At 40.2% G+C, this 17,802-nt stretch carries 16 protein-coding genes; 12 read left to right on the top strand and 4 right to left on the bottom strand.

Annotation, left to right across the window (positions count from 1 at the left end; translation table 11 throughout):
- The first annotated feature begins 3 nt into the window (after positions 1-3).
- The 3 genes from D1B33_RS05845 to D1B33_RS05835 all read left to right on the top strand — a co-directional run bounded on the left by D1B33_RS05845 (position 4) and on the right by D1B33_RS05835 (position 3,334).
- Positions 4-1,638 (top strand): AMP-binding protein, encoded by a 1,635-nt coding sequence (locus tag D1B33_RS05845; RefSeq protein WP_118875438.1) that lies wholly within the window; start codon positions 4-6, stop codon positions 1,636-1,638.
- 133 nt (positions 1,639-1,771) lie between these two features.
- Positions 1,772-2,518: an SDR family NAD(P)-dependent oxidoreductase gene (locus D1B33_RS05840; RefSeq protein ID WP_199677363.1), complete on the top strand. Its 747-nt coding sequence runs from the start codon at positions 1,772-1,774 to the stop codon at positions 2,516-2,518.
- 57 nt (positions 2,519-2,575) lie between these two features.
- Positions 2,576-3,334 carry an SDR family NAD(P)-dependent oxidoreductase gene (locus tag D1B33_RS05835; RefSeq protein ID WP_118875436.1) on the top strand — a complete coding sequence of 253 codons (759 nt, stop codon included), beginning with the start codon at positions 2,576-2,578 and terminating at the stop codon, positions 3,332-3,334.
- A 27-nt stretch (positions 3,335-3,361) separates the two neighbouring features.
- Here D1B33_RS05835 and D1B33_RS05830 read toward each other — a convergent pair whose 3' ends face one another.
- From D1B33_RS05830 to D1B33_RS05815, 4 genes are read right to left on the bottom strand one after another with little or no spacing between them, the layout of a single operon-like run.
- A complete protein-coding gene (locus D1B33_RS05830; RefSeq protein ID WP_118875770.1) occupies positions 3,362-4,135 on the bottom strand; it encodes an IclR family transcriptional regulator in 774 nt (257 codons plus the stop codon).
- A 40-nt stretch (positions 4,136-4,175) separates the two neighbouring features.
- Positions 4,176-4,982: an enoyl-CoA hydratase/isomerase family protein gene (locus D1B33_RS05825; RefSeq protein ID WP_118875435.1), complete on the bottom strand. Its 807-nt coding sequence runs from the start codon at positions 4,980-4,982 to the stop codon at positions 4,176-4,178.
- Positions 4,983-4,994: 12 nt separating this feature from the next.
- Positions 4,995-6,062 (bottom strand): acyl-CoA dehydrogenase family protein, encoded by a 1,068-nt coding sequence (locus tag D1B33_RS05820; protein WP_118875434.1) that lies wholly within the window; start codon positions 6,060-6,062, stop codon positions 4,995-4,997.
- On the bottom strand, positions 6,059-7,204 hold the full coding sequence (locus D1B33_RS05815; protein WP_118875433.1) for an acyl-CoA dehydrogenase family protein: 1,146 nt from the start codon (positions 7,202-7,204) through the stop codon (positions 6,059-6,061). Before D1B33_RS05815 ends, D1B33_RS05820 begins: the two co-directional genes overlap by 4 nt.
- A gap of 303 nt (positions 7,205-7,507) precedes the next feature.
- On the opposite strand from D1B33_RS05815, the gene D1B33_RS05810 reads away from it, so the two are divergent.
- The 9 genes from D1B33_RS05810 to D1B33_RS05770 all read left to right on the top strand — a co-directional run bounded on the left by D1B33_RS05810 (position 7,508) and on the right by D1B33_RS05770 (position 17,792).
- Positions 7,508-8,245, top strand: coding sequence for an SDR family NAD(P)-dependent oxidoreductase (locus tag D1B33_RS05810; protein ID WP_118875432.1), 738 nt, complete (start codon positions 7,508-7,510; stop codon positions 8,243-8,245).
- Between the two features lie 212 nt (positions 8,246-8,457).
- The gene (locus D1B33_RS05805) at positions 8,458-9,279 is read left to right on the top strand and encodes a 3D domain-containing protein (protein ID WP_118875431.1); all 822 of its coding nucleotides are present in this window, start codon (positions 8,458-8,460) and stop codon (positions 9,277-9,279) included.
- A gap of 653 nt (positions 9,280-9,932) precedes the next feature.
- On the top strand, positions 9,933-10,682 hold the full coding sequence (locus D1B33_RS05800; RefSeq protein ID WP_118875430.1) for a GTP cyclohydrolase II: 750 nt from the start codon (positions 9,933-9,935) through the stop codon (positions 10,680-10,682).
- A gap of 14 nt (positions 10,683-10,696) precedes the next feature.
- The gene (ribD, locus tag D1B33_RS05795) at positions 10,697-11,806 is read left to right on the top strand and encodes a bifunctional diaminohydroxyphosphoribosylaminopyrimidine deaminase/5-amino-6-(5-phosphoribosylamino)uracil reductase RibD (RefSeq protein WP_118875429.1); all 1,110 of its coding nucleotides are present in this window, start codon (positions 10,697-10,699) and stop codon (positions 11,804-11,806) included.
- Positions 11,803-12,885 (top strand): FAD-dependent monooxygenase, encoded by a 1,083-nt coding sequence (locus D1B33_RS05790; protein WP_118875428.1) that lies wholly within the window; start codon positions 11,803-11,805, stop codon positions 12,883-12,885. The genes ribD and D1B33_RS05790 overlap by 4 nt, the downstream gene beginning before the upstream one ends.
- A 17-nt stretch (positions 12,886-12,902) precedes the next feature.
- Positions 12,903-13,454, top strand: coding sequence for a 5' nucleotidase, NT5C type (locus D1B33_RS05785; protein WP_118875427.1), 552 nt, complete (start codon positions 12,903-12,905; stop codon positions 13,452-13,454).
- 160 nt (positions 13,455-13,614) lie between these two features.
- On the top strand, positions 13,615-14,571 hold the full coding sequence (gene trhO / locus D1B33_RS05780; RefSeq protein ID WP_118875426.1) for an oxygen-dependent tRNA uridine(34) hydroxylase TrhO: 957 nt from the start codon (positions 13,615-13,617) through the stop codon (positions 14,569-14,571).
- 284 nt (positions 14,572-14,855) lie between these two features.
- A complete protein-coding gene (locus D1B33_RS05775; RefSeq protein WP_118875425.1) occupies positions 14,856-16,190 on the top strand; it encodes an MFS transporter in 1,335 nt (444 codons plus the stop codon).
- A gap of 363 nt (positions 16,191-16,553) precedes the next feature.
- Entirely contained in the window at positions 16,554-17,792 is a 1,239-nt protein-coding gene (locus D1B33_RS05770) for a DNA polymerase IV (protein WP_118875424.1), read from the top strand.
- The last annotated feature ends 10 nt before the right edge of the window (positions 17,793-17,802 follow it).

The raw sequence follows: 17,802 nt of genomic DNA, 5'->3' as shown, positions 1-17,802 counted from the left end.
TAAATGAAATTAGAAACCTTATTAACTTCTGACTATTTAAAAGCCTATGAAAGTGTTTGGCCGCAAAAAACAATTATTGATTATTTAAAAAATGCAATCGAACGCAATCCGAATAAACCAGCAATCATTGATCGGAACTCTCGCTACACCTACGAAGAGTTAGGGAAAATGGTTGACCGTGTTGCCCTCGGGTTATTGAAGCTGGGAATCAAAAAGAATGATGTTGTTTCATTGCAGCTGCCAAACTGGAATGAGTTTATTATATTGCATTATGCAATTACACGGATCGGGGCCATCACGAACCCGCTTATTCCTATTTACCGGGAAAGAGAAATAGCCCATATGGTTGGTATGGTAGAATCTAAGGTTTTAATCATTCCTGATCGATTCAGAAACTTTAATTATATCGAAATGGTAGAATCCCTTTTGCCAAATTGGCCTTTTTTGGAACATGTATTTGTGATTGGCGATGATGTGCCGCAAAACATGCAATCGATTCAGTATCTTTTCGATACACCGTGGGAAACGAAAAAAGACCCTTCAATTTTAGATGAAATTATCCTTGATCCAAATGATGTAACCGAAATTATTTTCACTTCCGGAACAACAGGAAAGCCAAAAGGCGTGATGCATACCCATAATACACTTTGTGTTTCCTCGGACTACTGGATCGAAAGATTAAATTTAACTGATCAAGATGTCATGTTTATGGCTTCTACCTTTGCCCATCAGACGGGATTTGGCTATGGTGTACGTCTTCCGACTCATTATGCCGGGACAGCTGTATATCAGGATGTGTGGAATCCTTCTGAATTTTTGCAGCTAGTTGAAAAAGAGAAAATCACGTTTACAGCAGGAGCCACTCCTTTTTTGCAAGATACAATCCAATCGCCGGATATCCAAAAATATAACTTGGATTCGTTAAGGGCCTTCGTCGCACTTGGAGCGCCCATACCAAGAACGCTGGTAAGGGAAGCAAAAAATCTTGTGAACTTTTCAATACTTTCGGGCTGGGGGCAAACAGAAGACGGGTTAGTCACTCTAACCAAACTTGATGATCAGGAAGATAAGTTAATAAATACAGACGGGCTGGCCTTTCCTGGTATGGAAGTAAAAGTGGTGGACTCGAATTTTGATGAGCTGCCTCCCAATGAGGAAGGAAATTTGCTTTGCAAGGGACCGGCTCTATTTATCGGCTACTACAAGCAAATGGAACAAACGCAAAGTGAATTTTACAACGGCTGGTTTATCACCGGTGATCGGGCAATCATGGATGAGGATGGCTATATCCGCATATCGGGACGAAATAAAGACATCATTATCAGGGGCGGAGAAAACATTCCGGTAGCTTATATTGAAAATATCCTCTATGAACACCCTGACGTCTTGGGCGCGCAAATAGTGGCTATGCCAGATCCAAGGCTGCAAGAAAAAGCCTGTGCTTTTATTGGGATGAAACAGAATACTGCTCCACTTACGATGGAAACGCTGCAAGCATTTTTATTGAGTAAAGGTGTAGCAAAACAATATTGGCCGGAACGGTTGGAAATTATCGAAAACTTCCCAAGAACGCCGAGCGGCAAAATCCAGAAGTTTAAGTTGCGTGAAATGATTTCTGAAACAATTAACCGAACGTAGATTATAAATCCGCCTCTAGCGATTTGCGTATTCTAGTACTCTAACGCCAGAGGCATCTTTATACGAAAAAAAGAAAAACTTTCTCCGCTAATTTGATGCGGGAGCTGTTTTTTAAATAAAGGGGAGAAATATTATGTCAAAACAAATCGCTTTTGTAACGGGAGCAGGTCGTGGAATTGGCCGTCAAATTGCCCTTACCTTGGCTGCCAAGGATATGGTTGTTGCCGTTTCGGATTTAAATATCGGGAACGCCGAAGAGACGGTTTCGCTTATAAATGAAAGTGGCGGAAAAGCAATTTCTGTTTATTGTGATGTGACACAATTGGCCAGTGTAGAAGAAGCGGTTCAAGCAGCAACATCTCAACTCGGATCAATCGATATTTTGATTAATAATGCTGGCTGGGATAAAGTAGAGCCTTTCCTAAAAAGCGAACCGGATACCTGGGACCGGATCATTAATATAAATCTGATGGGCCAGATTCATACGTGCAAGGCGATTTTACCCTTAATGATCGAACAAGGTTATGGAAAAATAGTGAATATTGCTTCTGATTCCGGACGAGTAGGATCCAGTGGGGAAGCTGTATACTCTGCAGCCAAAGGCGGAGTTATCGCCTTTACAAAAACGTTGGCCCGCGAGATGGCAAGACATAAAATCAATGTGAATTGTGTTTCTCCGGGTCCCGCGGATACTCCACTATTTAAGGAAATTGGCGAATATAATGCAGGGATTGCAGAAGCGTTAATAAAAGCCATTCCTTTTAGAAGACTGGCCCAACCAGAGGACATTGCCAACGCCGTTGCATTTCTGGCATCTGAAGAGGCAAATTATATCACTGGGCAAACGTTGTCCGTAAACGGCGGTTTGCAAATGGTCTAGTTCTTGCACCAATTAAAATTGGAACCAAATGATGCACAATTTGTTGGAGGGAAGTAAATGGAAGACTCTCGTACACTATCCGGCAAAACAATATTGGTTACAGGTGGAGCCGACCGAATCGGAAAGGCGATTGCAATCTCAGCAGCGAAAAATGGCGCCAATATTGCCCTGCATTATCATCGTTCAAAGGAAGAGGCACTCCAGACAACGCAGGAGATTGCAACGCTTGGGTGCCGCGTTCTGGCAATACAAGGGGATATTTCCGATTTGGAACAAGTTGAACGAATGCGTGATAAAATTCAAACAGAATTTGGCGATCTTTACGGGGTTGTGAATAATGCGGGATATGTTCAAATGAAACCACTTTTTCAATATGCAAAAGATGAGTGGAAAAAAGAAATTGATGTTTGTTTAAATGGAGTCATTAATTTGGCCTATACGTTCATCCCTCATATGAAAGAAAAAGGAGAAGGGAAATTTATATCGATTGTTGGCGATTCTGCCAGAATGGGGAATCGAAATTTGATTATTTCTGCTGCAGCCAGAAATGGTGTGATTAGTTTTATAAAATCACTGGCACTTGAAGTGGGACAAAACCAAGTTCAGTGCAATACCGTTTCTCTGGGTTTGATAGACCAAGGTGATCTTGGCATGAATGAAGAAAGGATGAAAAAGCTAATAAAAAATTATCCGTTGAATCGATTGGGAAGAGCGGATGATATTGTTGGTATAATCGACTTTCTTCTAAGCGGAAATGCTGATTGGATTACAGGACAAGTTATTTCAGTAAACGGCGGAAGCGGTATGATTGGATAAAAAAGAAGCGCCCATAGTCGGACGGCATCAATACAATTGCTGTTCGATCCGATGGGCAGCTTCTTTTATTTTTTGTATCAGCTCTTCCAGGTTATACTGCGAAAAACGTACTTCGGGAATAACAATCGTTATAGAGGCAAGGGGTTTCCCAGTTGGCAAAAGAATGGGAGCGCTTATGGAAGCCACTCCCAATATACGCTCACTTTTGCTAATGGCATAGCCTTTTTCGCGAATTTCAGCCAGACTTTCCAGGACTGATTGTTTATTCGTAATGGTTTTTGGTGTGATTCGAACCAATCTCACTTTGTTCAAGTACTGTTCAATCTCTTCATGAGATAAAAAAGCAAGCAAAGTTTTTGCAGAAGCCCCGGCAAAAAGCGGGGCGCTATCTCCCACGTATGCTTTTGTACTTAAGGAATGCGTGCTCTCCAGGTTCAATAAGCATCTCCGTTCATCGCCATCAATGATATTAAGGGAGATGCTTTCTCCTGTTTCATGATTGAGGTTGGCCAAAATCGGCTTTGCCACCGTAATTAGACCGGATTCTTGTTCTACTAGATTACCTAGAATAAAAATAGAAAGCCCAAGTTCATAAGTTTTTGTTTTCTCATCCTTGTGCAAAAAACCTTCATTGATTAGAGTGGCTACAATTCTTTGTAAACTTGAAATCCCTATTCCTGTTTTGTTGTGCAATTGTGTCAAAGAAAGAGTTTTATCTTTTCTTGTAAAAGCCTTTAACACGTGAATCGCTTTTGTGAGTGATTGCATTGTATATGTGTTGTTCTTATGATTTGTAGTCATTAAATCACCCAATTTCCTTTTTTCAATTTTAGGTGAGGGTTCAATTAAATGTTGCTTTTCTTTTTCCCACAATCGCAGAAACACCCTCTTGGTAGTCAGGAAGCTCAGTTACAATCCCCATTGCTGAAGAGATATAGTCCAGGGAGGAACGTAAGCTCATTTTTTGGCTTTGGTAAACCGCGCGTTTCATAAATTGAATGACGGCAGCCGGTCCATTCGCAATTTTTTCGATATAGTCCAGTGTGAAACGCTCGAGTTCTTCATCAGGCACGACAAAAGTAACCAACCCTTTTTCTTTTGCTTCTTTCGCTGTAAGCACGCGTCCGGTCCAAAGCAAATCAAGTGCTTGATCTACTCCGACTAATCGTGGAAGATAGTATGCGCCCCCATCTCCAGGGACAATGCCTGCATTAACGTAGCTTTCGGAAAGTTTTGTCGATTCCGCAACTATACGAATATCACACATTAATGCCATATCAAGCCCTGCTCCGAAAGCAAATCCGTGAACCTGTGCAATGACCGGCTTATCGATTTCTTCTAGCAATAAAGGAACGCGCTGGACTTTTTTCCACAAAGAATTTTTGCGTGCAAGGGCAGTGGAAGTAACGTCTTCTTTACTTTCAAAAAAACCTTTTCCGGCATTCATCGCTTTAATATCTCCGCCAGCGCAGAAGCCTTTGCCGTTTCCTTTTACTAAACAAACGCGAATTTCATCAGAATCCCGAACTTTTTCCAGCGAGTCGATCCATTTTAAAATCATTTCCTCACTAAAAGCGTTCATGCTTTGTGGACGGTTTAATGTTATGGTTGCTATCGGTCCATTTACTTCAAACAATAAATCAGACATTTATAGTACCCCCTAATTGGTTGTGAAAATCTTTTCAGAATCCGTCAAATAACTCCATAAATCGTCAAAAGGAGTAGTAAGCAATGTATTGGCAACAACTTTTTTCCAATGGTTCGCTGTAAGTCCTTCCTCTCTCCAAGACCATAATCTGCGCGTATATTGGTGCAGGCTATGTTCATGGGTAACTCCGATTGCTGCATGTACCTGATGGGCTGATGTTGAAACAATTCTGGACGCCTCATCTAACCGAATTCGAGTATATGCTACTTCATTCTGCTCACGTCCTTCTAGTAAGGCAGCAATCATATTTTCAAGAGAGCTGCTTGCAATGGCTTGTTCGCCTGCCAATAGCGCGAGATGCTGTTGTACCAATTGAAATCGGTGAATTGGCCGTCCAAATTGTTCCCGTTCTTTTGCAAACTGGACCGAGAGAAGAAATGCTTTTTCAATAGCACCGCACATTAACGCGTTTTTAGCTGCAGTGTCGATTGTGTTTAGATCTTGCAATTGATCATCTGATAAAGGGGTAGACTGTACTTGTAAACTTTTGGATTGATTAAATGTTACAGTATCACGAGATTCACCAGCGAGATTCGTATTAGGATGGATGGTTGCTTCTTTTAATGAAAGACGAACGGGAAAAACGCCTTCAGAACTATGTGCAAATGCCAGAATTTCCTTTACGTGCCTTGCCCACGGTACATTAATAAGCGTGCCGGAAATAGTTTGATCATCATTCATGACAAGTGATGTTTGAGGTAAACAGTAGGTGATTGAATCATTGGAAATTGCCAACTGATAGGATTCCAATATATAGTTTGATAATGTCGTTTCTGTAAAAGGAATGGGCACGGCGTATTTTCCAACTAATTGATAAAGACTTAGTAAGTCATCGATATCCCCGCCAGCACCGCCAGCTGATTCAGAGACGGCAACATTTAAAATCTCATTGTCCTTTAAAATTTGCCAAACACTTTCAGCCCAATGTCCATTTTCTGCAAGATCCACAGTTTCTTTATCGACTGTCTTTTTAAACATTTTTTCTACCACTTCAAGAATCATTTCTTTCATCTCACTCATCCAGCTACAACTCCTTTCGCTACGATTCCATATAGAATTTCTGAAGTTCCTCCCCGTATCGTGAATCCAGGTGAATGGAGGAGAGATTCAGCCATTAATCGGTCGAGTTTCTGCTTTGCTTCCAATCGCGGGTAAGTATCTACCAGCAGGCGAGTGATTTCCGGAATACTCTGTTCAAACTTTGTTCCAATGCTCTTTACTAGCGCAGCGGGAATCGCAACCTCTCCACCTTCCTCAAGCACCCTGGCAACACCGATGGAAAGGTTTCGCAAACTCCATAGTTGGGCAACCAGCTTTGCGGCTTCTTCCAATGCAATCACGTTGTTTTGTTTTTTCAGTTCTTCGATTAGTTCAACTAGCAGAGGAAGTGTACTTAGAATTCGTTCAGGGCCGCTGCGTTCAAATGCCAATTCAGCCAAGCCTTGTTTCCATCCGTTTCCGAGTTCGCCTACCACCATTTCATCCGGCACGAATACGTTTTCAAAATAAACATCATTAAAATGCGGCTGGCCGGTCATATAATTAATCGGGGATATTGTAACTCCCTCTGCATGCAAATCGATAATCAATTGACTTAAACCGTTATGTTTTTTTACGCCATCAAATGGATCGGTCCGCACCAAAGTGATCATATAGTGAGCATCATGAGCATTGCTTGTCCAAGTTTTTGCCCCATTGACAATCCAGCCGCCCTCCACTTTTTCGGCTTTTGTAGTGACTGATGCCAAATCGGAACCACTATTCGGTTCGCTTAGTCCAATCGCAAAATAACAGGTGCCGGCTGCTATTTTCGGAAGGAAGAATTGCCGTTGCTCTTCGGTACCAAAACGCAAAAGCAGGGGACCGGTTTGGCGATCTGCAATCCAATGGGCGGCAACAGGAGCGCCTGCAGCGAGAAATTCTTCGGTTAATATGTAACGATCCAAAGAACTTCTCTCTGCACCGCCATACTTTTTGGGCCATGTTAAGCCAATCCATCCTTTTTCGCCAACTAACTTTGAGAAATCGGGATTGCTGCCGCTTAGCCATGAATCGCATTTTGTGTGAAATTTACCTTCTGCACATTTTTCTTTTAAAAATTGGCGTACCTCAAATCGAAATTCATGTTGTCTTTGGGTAAAATGAACTGCTGGTAATTTCATCGAATATTCCTCCCAGTTTTACCGTTATACGGTAATAATTACTCTATATTGGTATTCTAAAGGAAAAGAATTTATTCCGTCAAGCAAATATCTGAATATTCTATAATTTAAATCTATTGGTAGTTTGTACTCGATATAAGTGGGGTGAAAATTGACACAAAATTATATCTTTTAAAAGAAGAATCTGTGAAATAACCTGAATCTCCCTTTAAGACTTTTCTGTTTAAACCTATAATCGTTTTAGGCAATGCTTTTTTGGGAATAGTAACAATGCCTAAAAGTAGTGAGAAGGAGGAATTTTTTGTGGGCAAATTACAGGATAAAGTAGCAGTTATTACAGGTGGCGCTTCCGGTATTGGTGCTGCGACAGCAAAGCTCTTTGTTGAAGAAGGGGCCAAAGTAGTACTGGTGGACTTAAATGAAGAAAAAGGGAAAGCTTTCGAACAAGAGTTAAAAAATCAAAACGCGGAAGCGCTTTTTGTAAAAGGAAATATTACGAGTGAAGAAGAAGTGGCTGCATTCTTCAAGCAAACAATTGAGACTTTCGGAAAAGTGGATATCGTCTTCAACAACGCGGGGATAGGCAGAGTGCATTCTTCCCACGACCTGGAATACTCTGAATGGCGAAACACGGTAAATGTCGATTTGGATGGTGTTTTCTTGGTAGCTCGCGAGGCATTAAGAGAATTTTTAAAAGCTGGCGGCGGAGTGATGGTAAACACTGCTTCGATGTATGGTTGGGTAGGTTCCCCAGGATCGGCTGCTTATAATGCAGCAAAAGGTGGGGTTATCAACTTAACTCGTTCCCTTGCGCTGGAATACGCAGAACAGAATATTCGCATCAATGCATTATGTCCAGGGTTTATTGATACACCAATCATTCCAGAAGAAAGCAAAGACATTTTGCGACAAATGACGCCGATGAAACGATTGGGGCAATCGGAGGAAATGGCAAAAGCAGTGCTGTTCCTTTCATCCGACGATTCATCCTTTATGACTGGGAATACATTAACTGTTGACGGCGGATATACTGCTCAATAAAAAAACATATGATGCTAGACTGGTTCAACAAACAATTGTTTGTGAACCAGTTTTTTTGTTGTTCTAAATTATAAAAAGATTACATTTATTACAAATGTTACATTTTAACTCTATTTTTATAACATAAAGTATATTTATGGAAAATTAAAAATATAACTTATCTCATAGACTATTTAAATTTAGAGAGATTTTATAAATAGGGGGACTAAGAAATGAAAATGAAATGGACATTAACTTCGATTATGCTATTTATTATTTTCTCAATATCATCATTTAAGGTGTATGGTATGGAAAACGATCGTGCCCTGATGCATACGGATGATGAATATGAACAAGTTTTCCTGTTAAGTGAGGCCGACGAAGCGCTTCAGAATAATTCAGAGAACAAGGAGTTGCAGCAATCTGAAATTGCGCAGCTGAAAGTGCATAAAGTGAAAAAAGGGGATACACTATATAGAATTGCTATAAATAATGGGATACAGGTTCAAGAGCTGATGGCGTGGAATAATTTAAGCGACTCCCTGATTTATCCGGGAGAGGAGCTTGTTTTGGAAGGAAAATCCCAAGGAATTGCAAAAAGTTCATGGAGTCAGACAACAGTATCATCAGACAAAAGGGTTGCTGCAGTAAAGGTAAGTGAGAAACCAGTTGACGAAAAAAGAATCAATAAAGCGCAAACAAGTGAGCAACAAACATCGGAGAAAAAGGTTGTTCAAGAAGACACAAGTGCTGAACAATCGTCGGGCAGAGAGATTGTGATGAATTCAACGGCATATACGGCTTATTGCTCGGGCTGTTCAGGAAAAACCGCGACCGGTATCGATCTGCGTTCAAATCCGAATCAAAAAGTAATTGCCGTCGATCCAAATGTTATTCCGCTTGGCTCCAAAGTTTGGGTGGAAGGCTATGGGGAAGCAATAGCAGGAGACACTGGCGGTGCAATTAAAGGAAATAAAATCGATGTGTTTATTCCAACACAACAACAAGCCCTTCAGTGGGGCAGAAAGCAAGTTAAAGTAAGAATCCTGAATTAAAAATTTTTAACCCTTCAGCGTTTGTTGCTGGAGGGTTTTATGGATGGGGAACCGTTTTTTAATGGGGGATCCATGTGCTGTTGTGCAGATAGCGTTTAAGACGATATTCTAAAACAGCAAGCAGAAATGTTCATGATTAGAAAACCTCAATAGCCGAGTTTGATAATACTTGAAGAAAACTCCTTATCAGAATGCGCCAAATGCATAAAAAAATCCCCAAATTGAGTCCCAAAAAACCAGATTGTGAAATGATTGTGACAAAGGATAATTTTCACTTTCGATTAATGCTCCAACCATCTCCCACTCGCAAATGACCTTCAGCAGCAACAAATAATCTTTCTAATAGCAATTCCATTGGCTATACAATACTCCGCAATTACTGAGCTTTTGTGTTTTTTAGTCCATACATTATTTCCTGCCAATTGGTTATTATTATAATATTGAGATACTACAAATTTTCTGTTCTAATCCTGCTTAAGAACTAAAAAAAACATCAGAAAAATATGGTAAAATTCTTGAATATCTATTAAAATGTACTCCTCGACTTGCTAGAATTGACCTTTGCTAATTATTAATATATACTTAGTTACAAAAAGTAACCAACAAATAAAAATTCGCATATATTGTGCTAAAGAATAGATAGGTGATAAAACATGTTAAACCGTTCAGATACACATGAAATTTTGAAACAAAAAATGCAGATTGTTTCGTTTAACGAGAAAGAAAATCTTTGTATTGTTGGTCCAGTTCGACTGCCAATTAAGCAGGGGGACTTTGAAACCACTTTCCAATGGTATACATGGTTGAATATCGACAAACAATTAGATTCAAAAGAGCAGGTACTACAAGGAATCATCAATGCCGAGTTGGCTTCCAAGCAGCAGTCTTCCGTATTGGTCTATGGCGATTTTGCCAATGCGGATTCCGCAATAATTCGTATGCACAGCATTTGCCATACAGGGGACATTTTCGGCAGTCAACGTTGTGATTGTGGATATCAATTGCATGAATCGATGAAAATGATTGAAGAGCATGGCTGCGGCGCTATTTTTTATTTGGCCAATCATGAAGGGCGCGGCATTGGATTATTCTCGAAATCCTTGGCTTACCTTCTTCAAGAAGAAGGCTATGACACGGTTGAGGCAAATAATGCACTGGGATTTGAAGATGATGTGCGCAATTATGGTGAAGCCATTCGGGTTCTGGAGGCGCTTCGATCAAAGCCGGTTACATTGATTACAAACAATCCAAAAAAACTTGAAGCTTTGAAATCCCATGGTCTTCTTGCACACGACCATATCTCGATATGGGGCGGTTTAACCGAGACAAATCGTCATTACCTGGAAACGAAAGTGAAGAAATCCGGCCATATTCCGCAAAAAGAATTTATTGTTGAACTATAAGGAGAGTTTTTTAGATGAAAACTGATCGCGAGTATATGCAATTGGCTTTGGACTTGGCTGCTTCCGCCAAGGGAAGAACAAACCCGAATCCTTGTGTGGGAGCAGTTCTAGTGAAAAATGGTGTAATTGTAGGGACAGGCCTGCATCGAAAAGCAGGCGAACCGCATGCTGAAGTACATGCCTTTAACATGGCGGGCGAGCATGCAAAAGGAGCAACTTTGTATGTAACGCTAGAGCCGTGTTCGCATTACGGGAAAACACCACCGTGCGCGAAATTAGTAAAAGAATCGGAAGTTAGCCGCGTTGTTGTAGCAACGATGGATCCGAATCCATCTGTTGCCGGACGCGGCATTAATTTGTTAAAAGAAGCGGGAATTGAAGTCGAGGTTGGTTTGTTGGAGGAAGAGGCCCGTCAATTGAACGAGCGTTTTATTCATAATATGTTGACGGATAAACCGTTCGTTATTTCGAAATTTGCCATGACCTTGGATGGTAAAATTGCCGCACATACCGGCCACTCTCAATGGATTACAAGCGTAGAGGCACGCCAACATGTGCATGAACTTCGGGATAGAGTAGACGGCATTTTAGTTGGTGTGGGAACGGTGCTGGCGGATAATCCTTCGCTCACAACAAGACTTTCTTATAAAAAAGGAAAGAATCCGGTTCGTATCATTTTGGATAGCGAGTTGAAAACTCCATTGAACTCAAATGTCGCCGATACAACAGAAGCTCAAACGATTATTGTTTGCGGGAAAGATGCCGATAACGAGAAAATTGGGCAATTGAAGGAACAGGGTGTACAAATTTTGACGGTATCCAAAACGGACAGTGGATTGGATTTAGACGAAACACTCCATGAATTATTTAAAGCCGGAATAACGGATCTAATGGTGGAAGGTGGAGCTGACGTAAATGCTTCCTTCCTTAGAGGAAACCATATTAATAAATTCCTTGTGTATATCGCACCAAAGGTACTGGGTGGAAGCCATTCGAAAACGCCTTTTGCCGGGTTGGATTTAGAGAAAATGGACGATGCTGTTCAGCTGGAATTCCATTCTTTTGAACAAATTGGTCCTGATTTGTTTATTTCGGCCTATCCGAAACTAGGTGAAGAAAAATGAACTTGAAGACGGATGTTTGTATTGTAGGCGCTGGACCTGGTGGAGCTTTACTTTCGTATTTATTGGCGAAACAAGGCATATCCGTTATATTGCTTGAACGACATGGCGAAATTGCAAAAGAATTTCGCGGCGAACATTTGAATGAAGAAGGCGAAGCCATTTTAAAAGAATATGGGCTATTCGATAAAGTAGAACAATTGGGATTGCTTCGTATGGAAACACTCGAATATTGGGAAGATGGGAAGCTGTTTAAAACCATCTATCCTGACCCAAAAGTAGGGCATCTTGGCATTCATGTTCCCCAGTCGCATTTACTTCAAGTAATACTGGGAGAAGCAAAAAAATATTCGCATTTTACTTTAATGACCAATACGAGAGTGGTGGATCTATTAAAAGACGATTCATCCTGCTTTTATGGTGTGAGAGCAAGTCATAAAGGAAAAGAATTCACTATTGAAAGCAATTTGGTAATAGGTGCGGATGGACGCTATTCTACCGTGCGCAAAAAAGCGGGAATCGACGTTACTGTAAGAAAGCATGGTTATGATTTATTGTGGGCAAGAATTCCAGCCCCGCTAAATTGGGAACCGTCCATCAAGATGGCTTTGATTGATGGCATGCAGCTTTCATTATTTACCCAAGCAAAAGGGTACATTCAAATTGGTTGGAATATTCCCGAAAATTCGTTTCCGGAATTGCGGAAACAGCCCTTTACCCCATTTATCGATAAATTAATAAAAGCTTTTCCACAGTTGAAAGAGACCGTTGAGAGCCATATACAAAGCTGGCAGGATTTCGTACTGCTTGACGTTCATAGCAATTTTACGGACTGTTGGGGGAAAGCGGGCGTTGTATTGATAGGCGATGCGGTTCATACGATGACCCCAACAGGCGCGTTTGGATTGAATAGCGCCATGAAGGATGCAGAGGAAATGGCAAAACTTTTATCAAAAGAAAAGATCGAGGAACTGGATTTTGCGGTCTGTGCAACAAAAAGAAAAAAAGAAGTAGAGAAATTGCAGGCAATTCAGATTGAGAAAGAACAAAATTTTGCCACGCAATTTGTCATTTATTCATAAGAAAGTAGGCGCTTTACTTGAGATTTGGCTTTGATATTGATGATACTTTAATTAATTTGCGGGAGCATGCCTTTCACATCTACAATCGAAAACTGAACCTCTCGATTGGACTGGAAGTATTTCGCGAATTAAAAACTGTGGAAATCCATGAAGCGTTCGGAATGGATGCTGAAGCGGGGGGCAGAATGTGGAATAGCTTGCTGGAAGAAATTTATTTCACGGATTGCCCTGTTTTTGAAGGTGCGCTTGAGTTGTTGACTGAACTTGAACGGCAAGGGCATGAAATTTACTATATTACTTCCCGTCCAAAACAATATTGTTCCCAAACACGGCAATGGGTGAAAGATCAAGGTTTCCCGGTCCATGACGAGCGTTTTTACTGTGGCATGCAGGATCAAGAGAAAATCAATATTATAAAAGACTTGAATCTGGATTATTATTTCGATGATAAACCAGCTGTGCTGGATACGTTAAAGGATATTTCCACAAAAGTCTACGTGAAAGATCAATCCTATAACCGGGATGCAGGTATACTAAGAGTGGAAAAATGGAGTGATTTTTCATTCTAAATGAAACGGTGCAATCTTTTTTTTGTTTGCTTTTTCTCGAAGAATCCCGTATAATTAAATACGCTGTTTTTAATTGCTGTTGCTTGATGCAGGTAGCGATTGAAAACAAGAGATATACTATCAATATATCCTGCAAATATAACTGATAGGTGGAATAGTAATGAACTACAGAGTTTTGCTTTATTATTTTTATACAACCATAGAAGATCCGGCAGCTTTTTCAGCCGAGCACTTGGCTAAATGTAAAGAACTAAATTTAAAAGGCCGTATTTTGGTAGCAACAGAAGGAATCAACGGGACAGTATCCGGAACGATTGAGGATACAAATGCTTATATGGAAATGATGAAAAACGATCCACTATTTGAAGGCATTGTTTTCAAAATTGACGAAGCGGAAGGTCATGCGTTCAAGAAAATGCATGTGCGCCCGCGTCCTGAGCTTGTTAACTTAAGTTTGGAAGATGACATCAACCCGCATGAAATTACTGGTCGCTACCTATCACCTGAACAATTCCTGGAAGAAATGCAACATGAAGATACTGTTGTACTTGATGTCCGCAACACATATGAGTATGATGTTGGCCATTTCCGCGGTGCGATTCGTCCGGAAGTTGAAACTTTCCGTGATACACCTCAATGGGTCCGTGATAACAAAGAGTTATTTGAAGGCAAACGTGTATTAACTTATTGTACAGGCGGTATTCGCTGCGAGAAATTCTCCGGCTGGTTAAAACGCGAAGGTATTGGGGAAGATGTGGGACAGCTGCACGGCGGTGTGGCGACTTACGGTAAAGACCCAGTAGCAAAAGGCCAACTTTGGGATGGACAAATGTACGTATTTGACGAGCGTTTAACGGTTCCGATTAACCAAGTTGAGCACGTGATTGTCGGGAAAGACCATTTTGACGGCACGCCATGTGAACGCTACATCAACTGCGCTAATCCGGAATGCAATAAACAAATTATCGCTTCGGAAGAGAATGAGTTGAAGCATCTTGGCGGATGTACAATCGAATGTTCGAAACATGAACGCAACCGTTTTATTGAAAAACATGACTTATCCGAAGAATTTGTCGAGCAACAATTAAAATGGCTTGAAGAAACATATGCAAAATAATAATTTTGCATTGTCAAATATTTAAACTAAAGATAAAAGCATTCCCTTGTTTTTTTAATGGGAATGCTTTTATTTTTTATAATTAAAATAATGCCCGATTTCTAAAGCGATAATCCTTCAATAGTTATCTAATTATATGGAATTATCTGAATTCTTATTGACTCCAATTTAGAAGGACAGTATAATGATATAGGAAATTTATTCCACAATAGATTGTAAAATACATATTTGTTCTAGATGTAAGGCAATCTAAAATTAGATTAATATAAAGTTTGGAGGATTTTATGAAAAAGATAAGAATTTTATTTGCCAGTTTAATTGGTTCTGTCATAGAGTGGTATGATTTCTATCTTTATGGAACAGCCACTGGGTTAGTTTTTTCATCCTTGTTTTTTCCATCTGCAGATCCGGCAATCTCAATCATCCTAGCCTTTGCCACATTTGGGGCAGGATATGCAGCAAGACCAATTGGAAGTCTATTGTTTGGTCATATGGGCGATAGAATCGGAAGAAAAGCATCACTTATGTTGACTTTAATAGGTATGGGTGGCTCTTCCTTCCTGATGGGCTTGTTGCCAACCTACCAGCAAATTGGAATCATGGCACCCGTCTTGCTCGTTGTCTTGCGTTTGGTACAAGGGTTTGCCTTAGGCGGAGAATGGGGAGGAGCAGTATTGTTGGCAACAGAATCAGCTCCAAAGGGAATTCGAGGTTTGTTCGGTTCAATTCCTCAGCTAGGTGTTCCAATCGGTTTAGTATTGGGTACATTTAGCTTCAGTATTATTAGTGCATTAACTACAGACGCACAATTTTTGGCATGGGGATGGAGAATTCCATTTTTATTTAGTATCGTTTTAATTCTTATAGCTGTTTGGATTCGCAGCGGAATTGAAGAAACTCCGGAATTTCAGCATAAAAAAGAAAATGGCCAACTTGCAAAAATGCCTGTCGTGAACTTATTCAAATATAATTCAAAAGATGTATTGCGTATTATTGGTTTAAAGCTTGGCGATGGATTGTTCAATGTTTTCATTATGTCCTTTATTATAACTTACGCAACTACTTATTTAAGTTATAGTAAAGATATTGCGTTGATGGGTGTATCCATTGGATGTATTACAATGCTGGTTTCTATTCCACTGGTAGGGTATTTCTCAGACTTCATCGGTCGTAAAATTATTTATGTGGGTAGTTTAATAGGAATGTTTGTATTAGCGATTCCGTATTTTTTAATCATTCCGGAAAGCGAAATATTATTTTATATAATGCAAGCAGTAGTTTTAGGAATTCTTTGGGGTGCCATTTTTTCCACTCAAGGTACTTTCTTTTCGGAATTGTTCCCAGCTAATGTACGATATACTGGGTTATCCTTCAGTTATCAAATTGCTGCGGCTGTAGCGGGTTTCGGTCCGATGCTTTGGACGGTTGTTGCCGATCGATTTGGCCCAAACCCTTTTGTTTTCGGAGGATTAATGATGGCTGGTTTGTTCATTTCATTGCTGTTATCTTTCTTCGCGCCCGATACTAGAAAAGTTACCTTATATGAAGAAATTGAAGAGAATAAAGAAATTGAAGAAACGAAGCTTAATCAAAAAGAAGGCGTTCTGACAAATAATTAATTTAAACATTTCTGGCAGACATTAAAAAGTTTGCTGGGAATGTTTTTTAGTTTTGATACTTGCCATAGCAAGTGGTGTAAAATGTATATGTTAACCTATTTATGATAAAATTATCTTCATTCAGCAAATATTCTTACCTAAACTAGCGACATATACAGAAGCCTTCCACTTTTGAAAGTGGTCAGATGAATTTGAAGCTGAGTGAAGTTAAGACATTTGGCGGATGTCAAAGATTTTCGAAAGTTTAATGAGGAAGTTAGCCTAGGAATGTCGCATCCTGCGACAGTTGTTTTCTGCGCGAAAGAGAAGAGGAAGTGAAATATACGCCAAGGCGTATTTTATAATAGCAACGGAGGTGAAAACATGGCAAAAGCACGGATTATTTTACATGTGGATATGAATAGCTTTTATGCTTCTGTTGAGCAAGCCTATAATCCCGAGTTGAAAGGGAAAGCCATCGCGATTGCAGGCAATCCGAAGGAAAGAAGAGGCATTATCGTGACAAGTTCTTACGAAGCCAGAGCAAAAGGCATTTATACAACCATGAGTGTTGGGGAAGCTTTGCGCAAATTGCCGGAGCTGATTTTATTGCCTCCCGATTTTCAAAAATATCGTACTGCCTCTAAAGCCATGTTTTCCATCTTAAGAAGTTATACGAATTTGATTGAACCCGTTTCGATTGATGAAGGCTATTTGGATATTTCCGAAATATCGGATGAACGCCATCCGCTTGAGATTGCAAAAGAAATTCAAATGAGAATTTATCGTGAACTGGATCTTCCATGCTCAATCGGCATAGCACCCAATAAATTTTTGGCCAAAACTGCGTCGGATATGAAGAAACCAATGGGCATTACGGTCTTGCGCAAGCGAGATGTACCTGAAAAATTATGGCCATTGCCGGTCATTAACATGCATGGAGTGGGAGAAAGTACAGCAAAAAAATTGGCCGCCATTAAAGTAGAGACAATCGGGGATTTAGCCCATATCGATGAACTTATAATTAAAAAGGCGTTAGGGAAAAATGGAGAACGTTTAAAAAGGAGAGCGAATGGGGAAGACACACGCGAGGTTGACCCAAATGCCATTTATCAGACAAAAAGTGTGGGCAATTCGACAACATTGCCATTCGATGAAACAGATATTGACGTGTTGGAAAAGACCTTTCTAAAGCTTTCCGAAAAAGTTGCAGAGCGTTTGGATGCCAAAAAATTGTGCGGAACCACCATCAGCATCCAAATTCGGGATGCAGATTGGCATAACCATTCAAAAAGCAAAACCTTTCAAAATCCCATTCATGAGAAAAATAGAATTTATGAAGAAGCATTGGAACTATTTCATAAATCCTGGGATGGGGTTCCAATTCGCCTTTTAGGAATTACGGTTTCCAACGTATTGGAGCGCAGACAATCCGCAGAACAACTATCACTTTTCAATTTTGAACAATTTGCTAAACAAGAGCCAATTTATAATATTATTGATGAGATTGAAAAAAAGTTTGGCAAGGGAGCCATTCAAAAGGGAATCGAAATCAACAAAAAAAGTTACGCGTCCAAAACAAGCTTCAGCAAAGACTTTTTTGAGGATTTAAAAGACCGGTAAAGCAATCTTG

Origin of the sequence: Ureibacillus yapensis (assembly GCF_003515775.1) — a bacterium.
GTDB classification, from domain to species: domain Bacteria; phylum Bacillota; class Bacilli; order Bacillales_A; family Planococcaceae; genus Ureibacillus; species Ureibacillus yapensis.
This window is presented reverse-complemented; position numbering and strand designations above follow the sequence as displayed.

Bases quoted from the DNA above. Each gene is read 5' to 3' on its own strand.
- D1B33_RS05845 (WP_118875438.1), top strand. From the start codon at position 4: ATGAAATTAGAAACCTTATTAACTTCTGACTATTTAAAAGCCTATGAA.
- D1B33_RS05840 (WP_199677363.1), top strand. From the start codon at position 1,772: ATGTCAAAACAAATCGCTTTTGTAACGGGAGCAGGTCGTGGAATTGGC.
- D1B33_RS05835 (WP_118875436.1), top strand. From the start codon at position 2,576: ATGGAAGACTCTCGTACACTATCCGGCAAAACAATATTGGTTACAGGT.
- D1B33_RS05830 (WP_118875770.1), bottom strand. From the start codon at position 4,135: ATGACTACAAATCATAAGAACAACACATATACAATGCAATCACTCACA.
- D1B33_RS05825 (WP_118875435.1), bottom strand. From the start codon at position 4,982: ATGTCTGATTTATTGTTTGAAGTAAATGGACCGATAGCAACCATAACA.
- D1B33_RS05820 (WP_118875434.1), bottom strand. From the start codon at position 6,062: ATGAGTGAGATGAAAGAAATGATTCTTGAAGTGGTAGAAAAAATGTTT.
- D1B33_RS05815 (WP_118875433.1), bottom strand. From the start codon at position 7,204: ATGAAATTACCAGCAGTTCATTTTACCCAAAGACAACATGAATTTCGA.
- D1B33_RS05805 (WP_118875431.1), top strand. From the start codon at position 8,458: ATGAAAATGAAATGGACATTAACTTCGATTATGCTATTTATTATTTTC.
- D1B33_RS05800 (WP_118875430.1), top strand. From the start codon at position 9,933: ATGTTAAACCGTTCAGATACACATGAAATTTTGAAACAAAAAATGCAG.
- ribD (WP_118875429.1), top strand. From the start codon at position 10,697: ATGAAAACTGATCGCGAGTATATGCAATTGGCTTTGGACTTGGCTGCT.
- D1B33_RS05790 (WP_118875428.1), top strand. From the start codon at position 11,803: ATGAACTTGAAGACGGATGTTTGTATTGTAGGCGCTGGACCTGGTGGA.
- trhO (WP_118875426.1), top strand. From the start codon at position 13,615: ATGAACTACAGAGTTTTGCTTTATTATTTTTATACAACCATAGAAGAT.
- D1B33_RS05775 (WP_118875425.1), top strand. From the start codon at position 14,856: ATGAAAAAGATAAGAATTTTATTTGCCAGTTTAATTGGTTCTGTCATA.
- D1B33_RS05770 (WP_118875424.1), top strand. From the start codon at position 16,554: ATGGCAAAAGCACGGATTATTTTACATGTGGATATGAATAGCTTTTAT.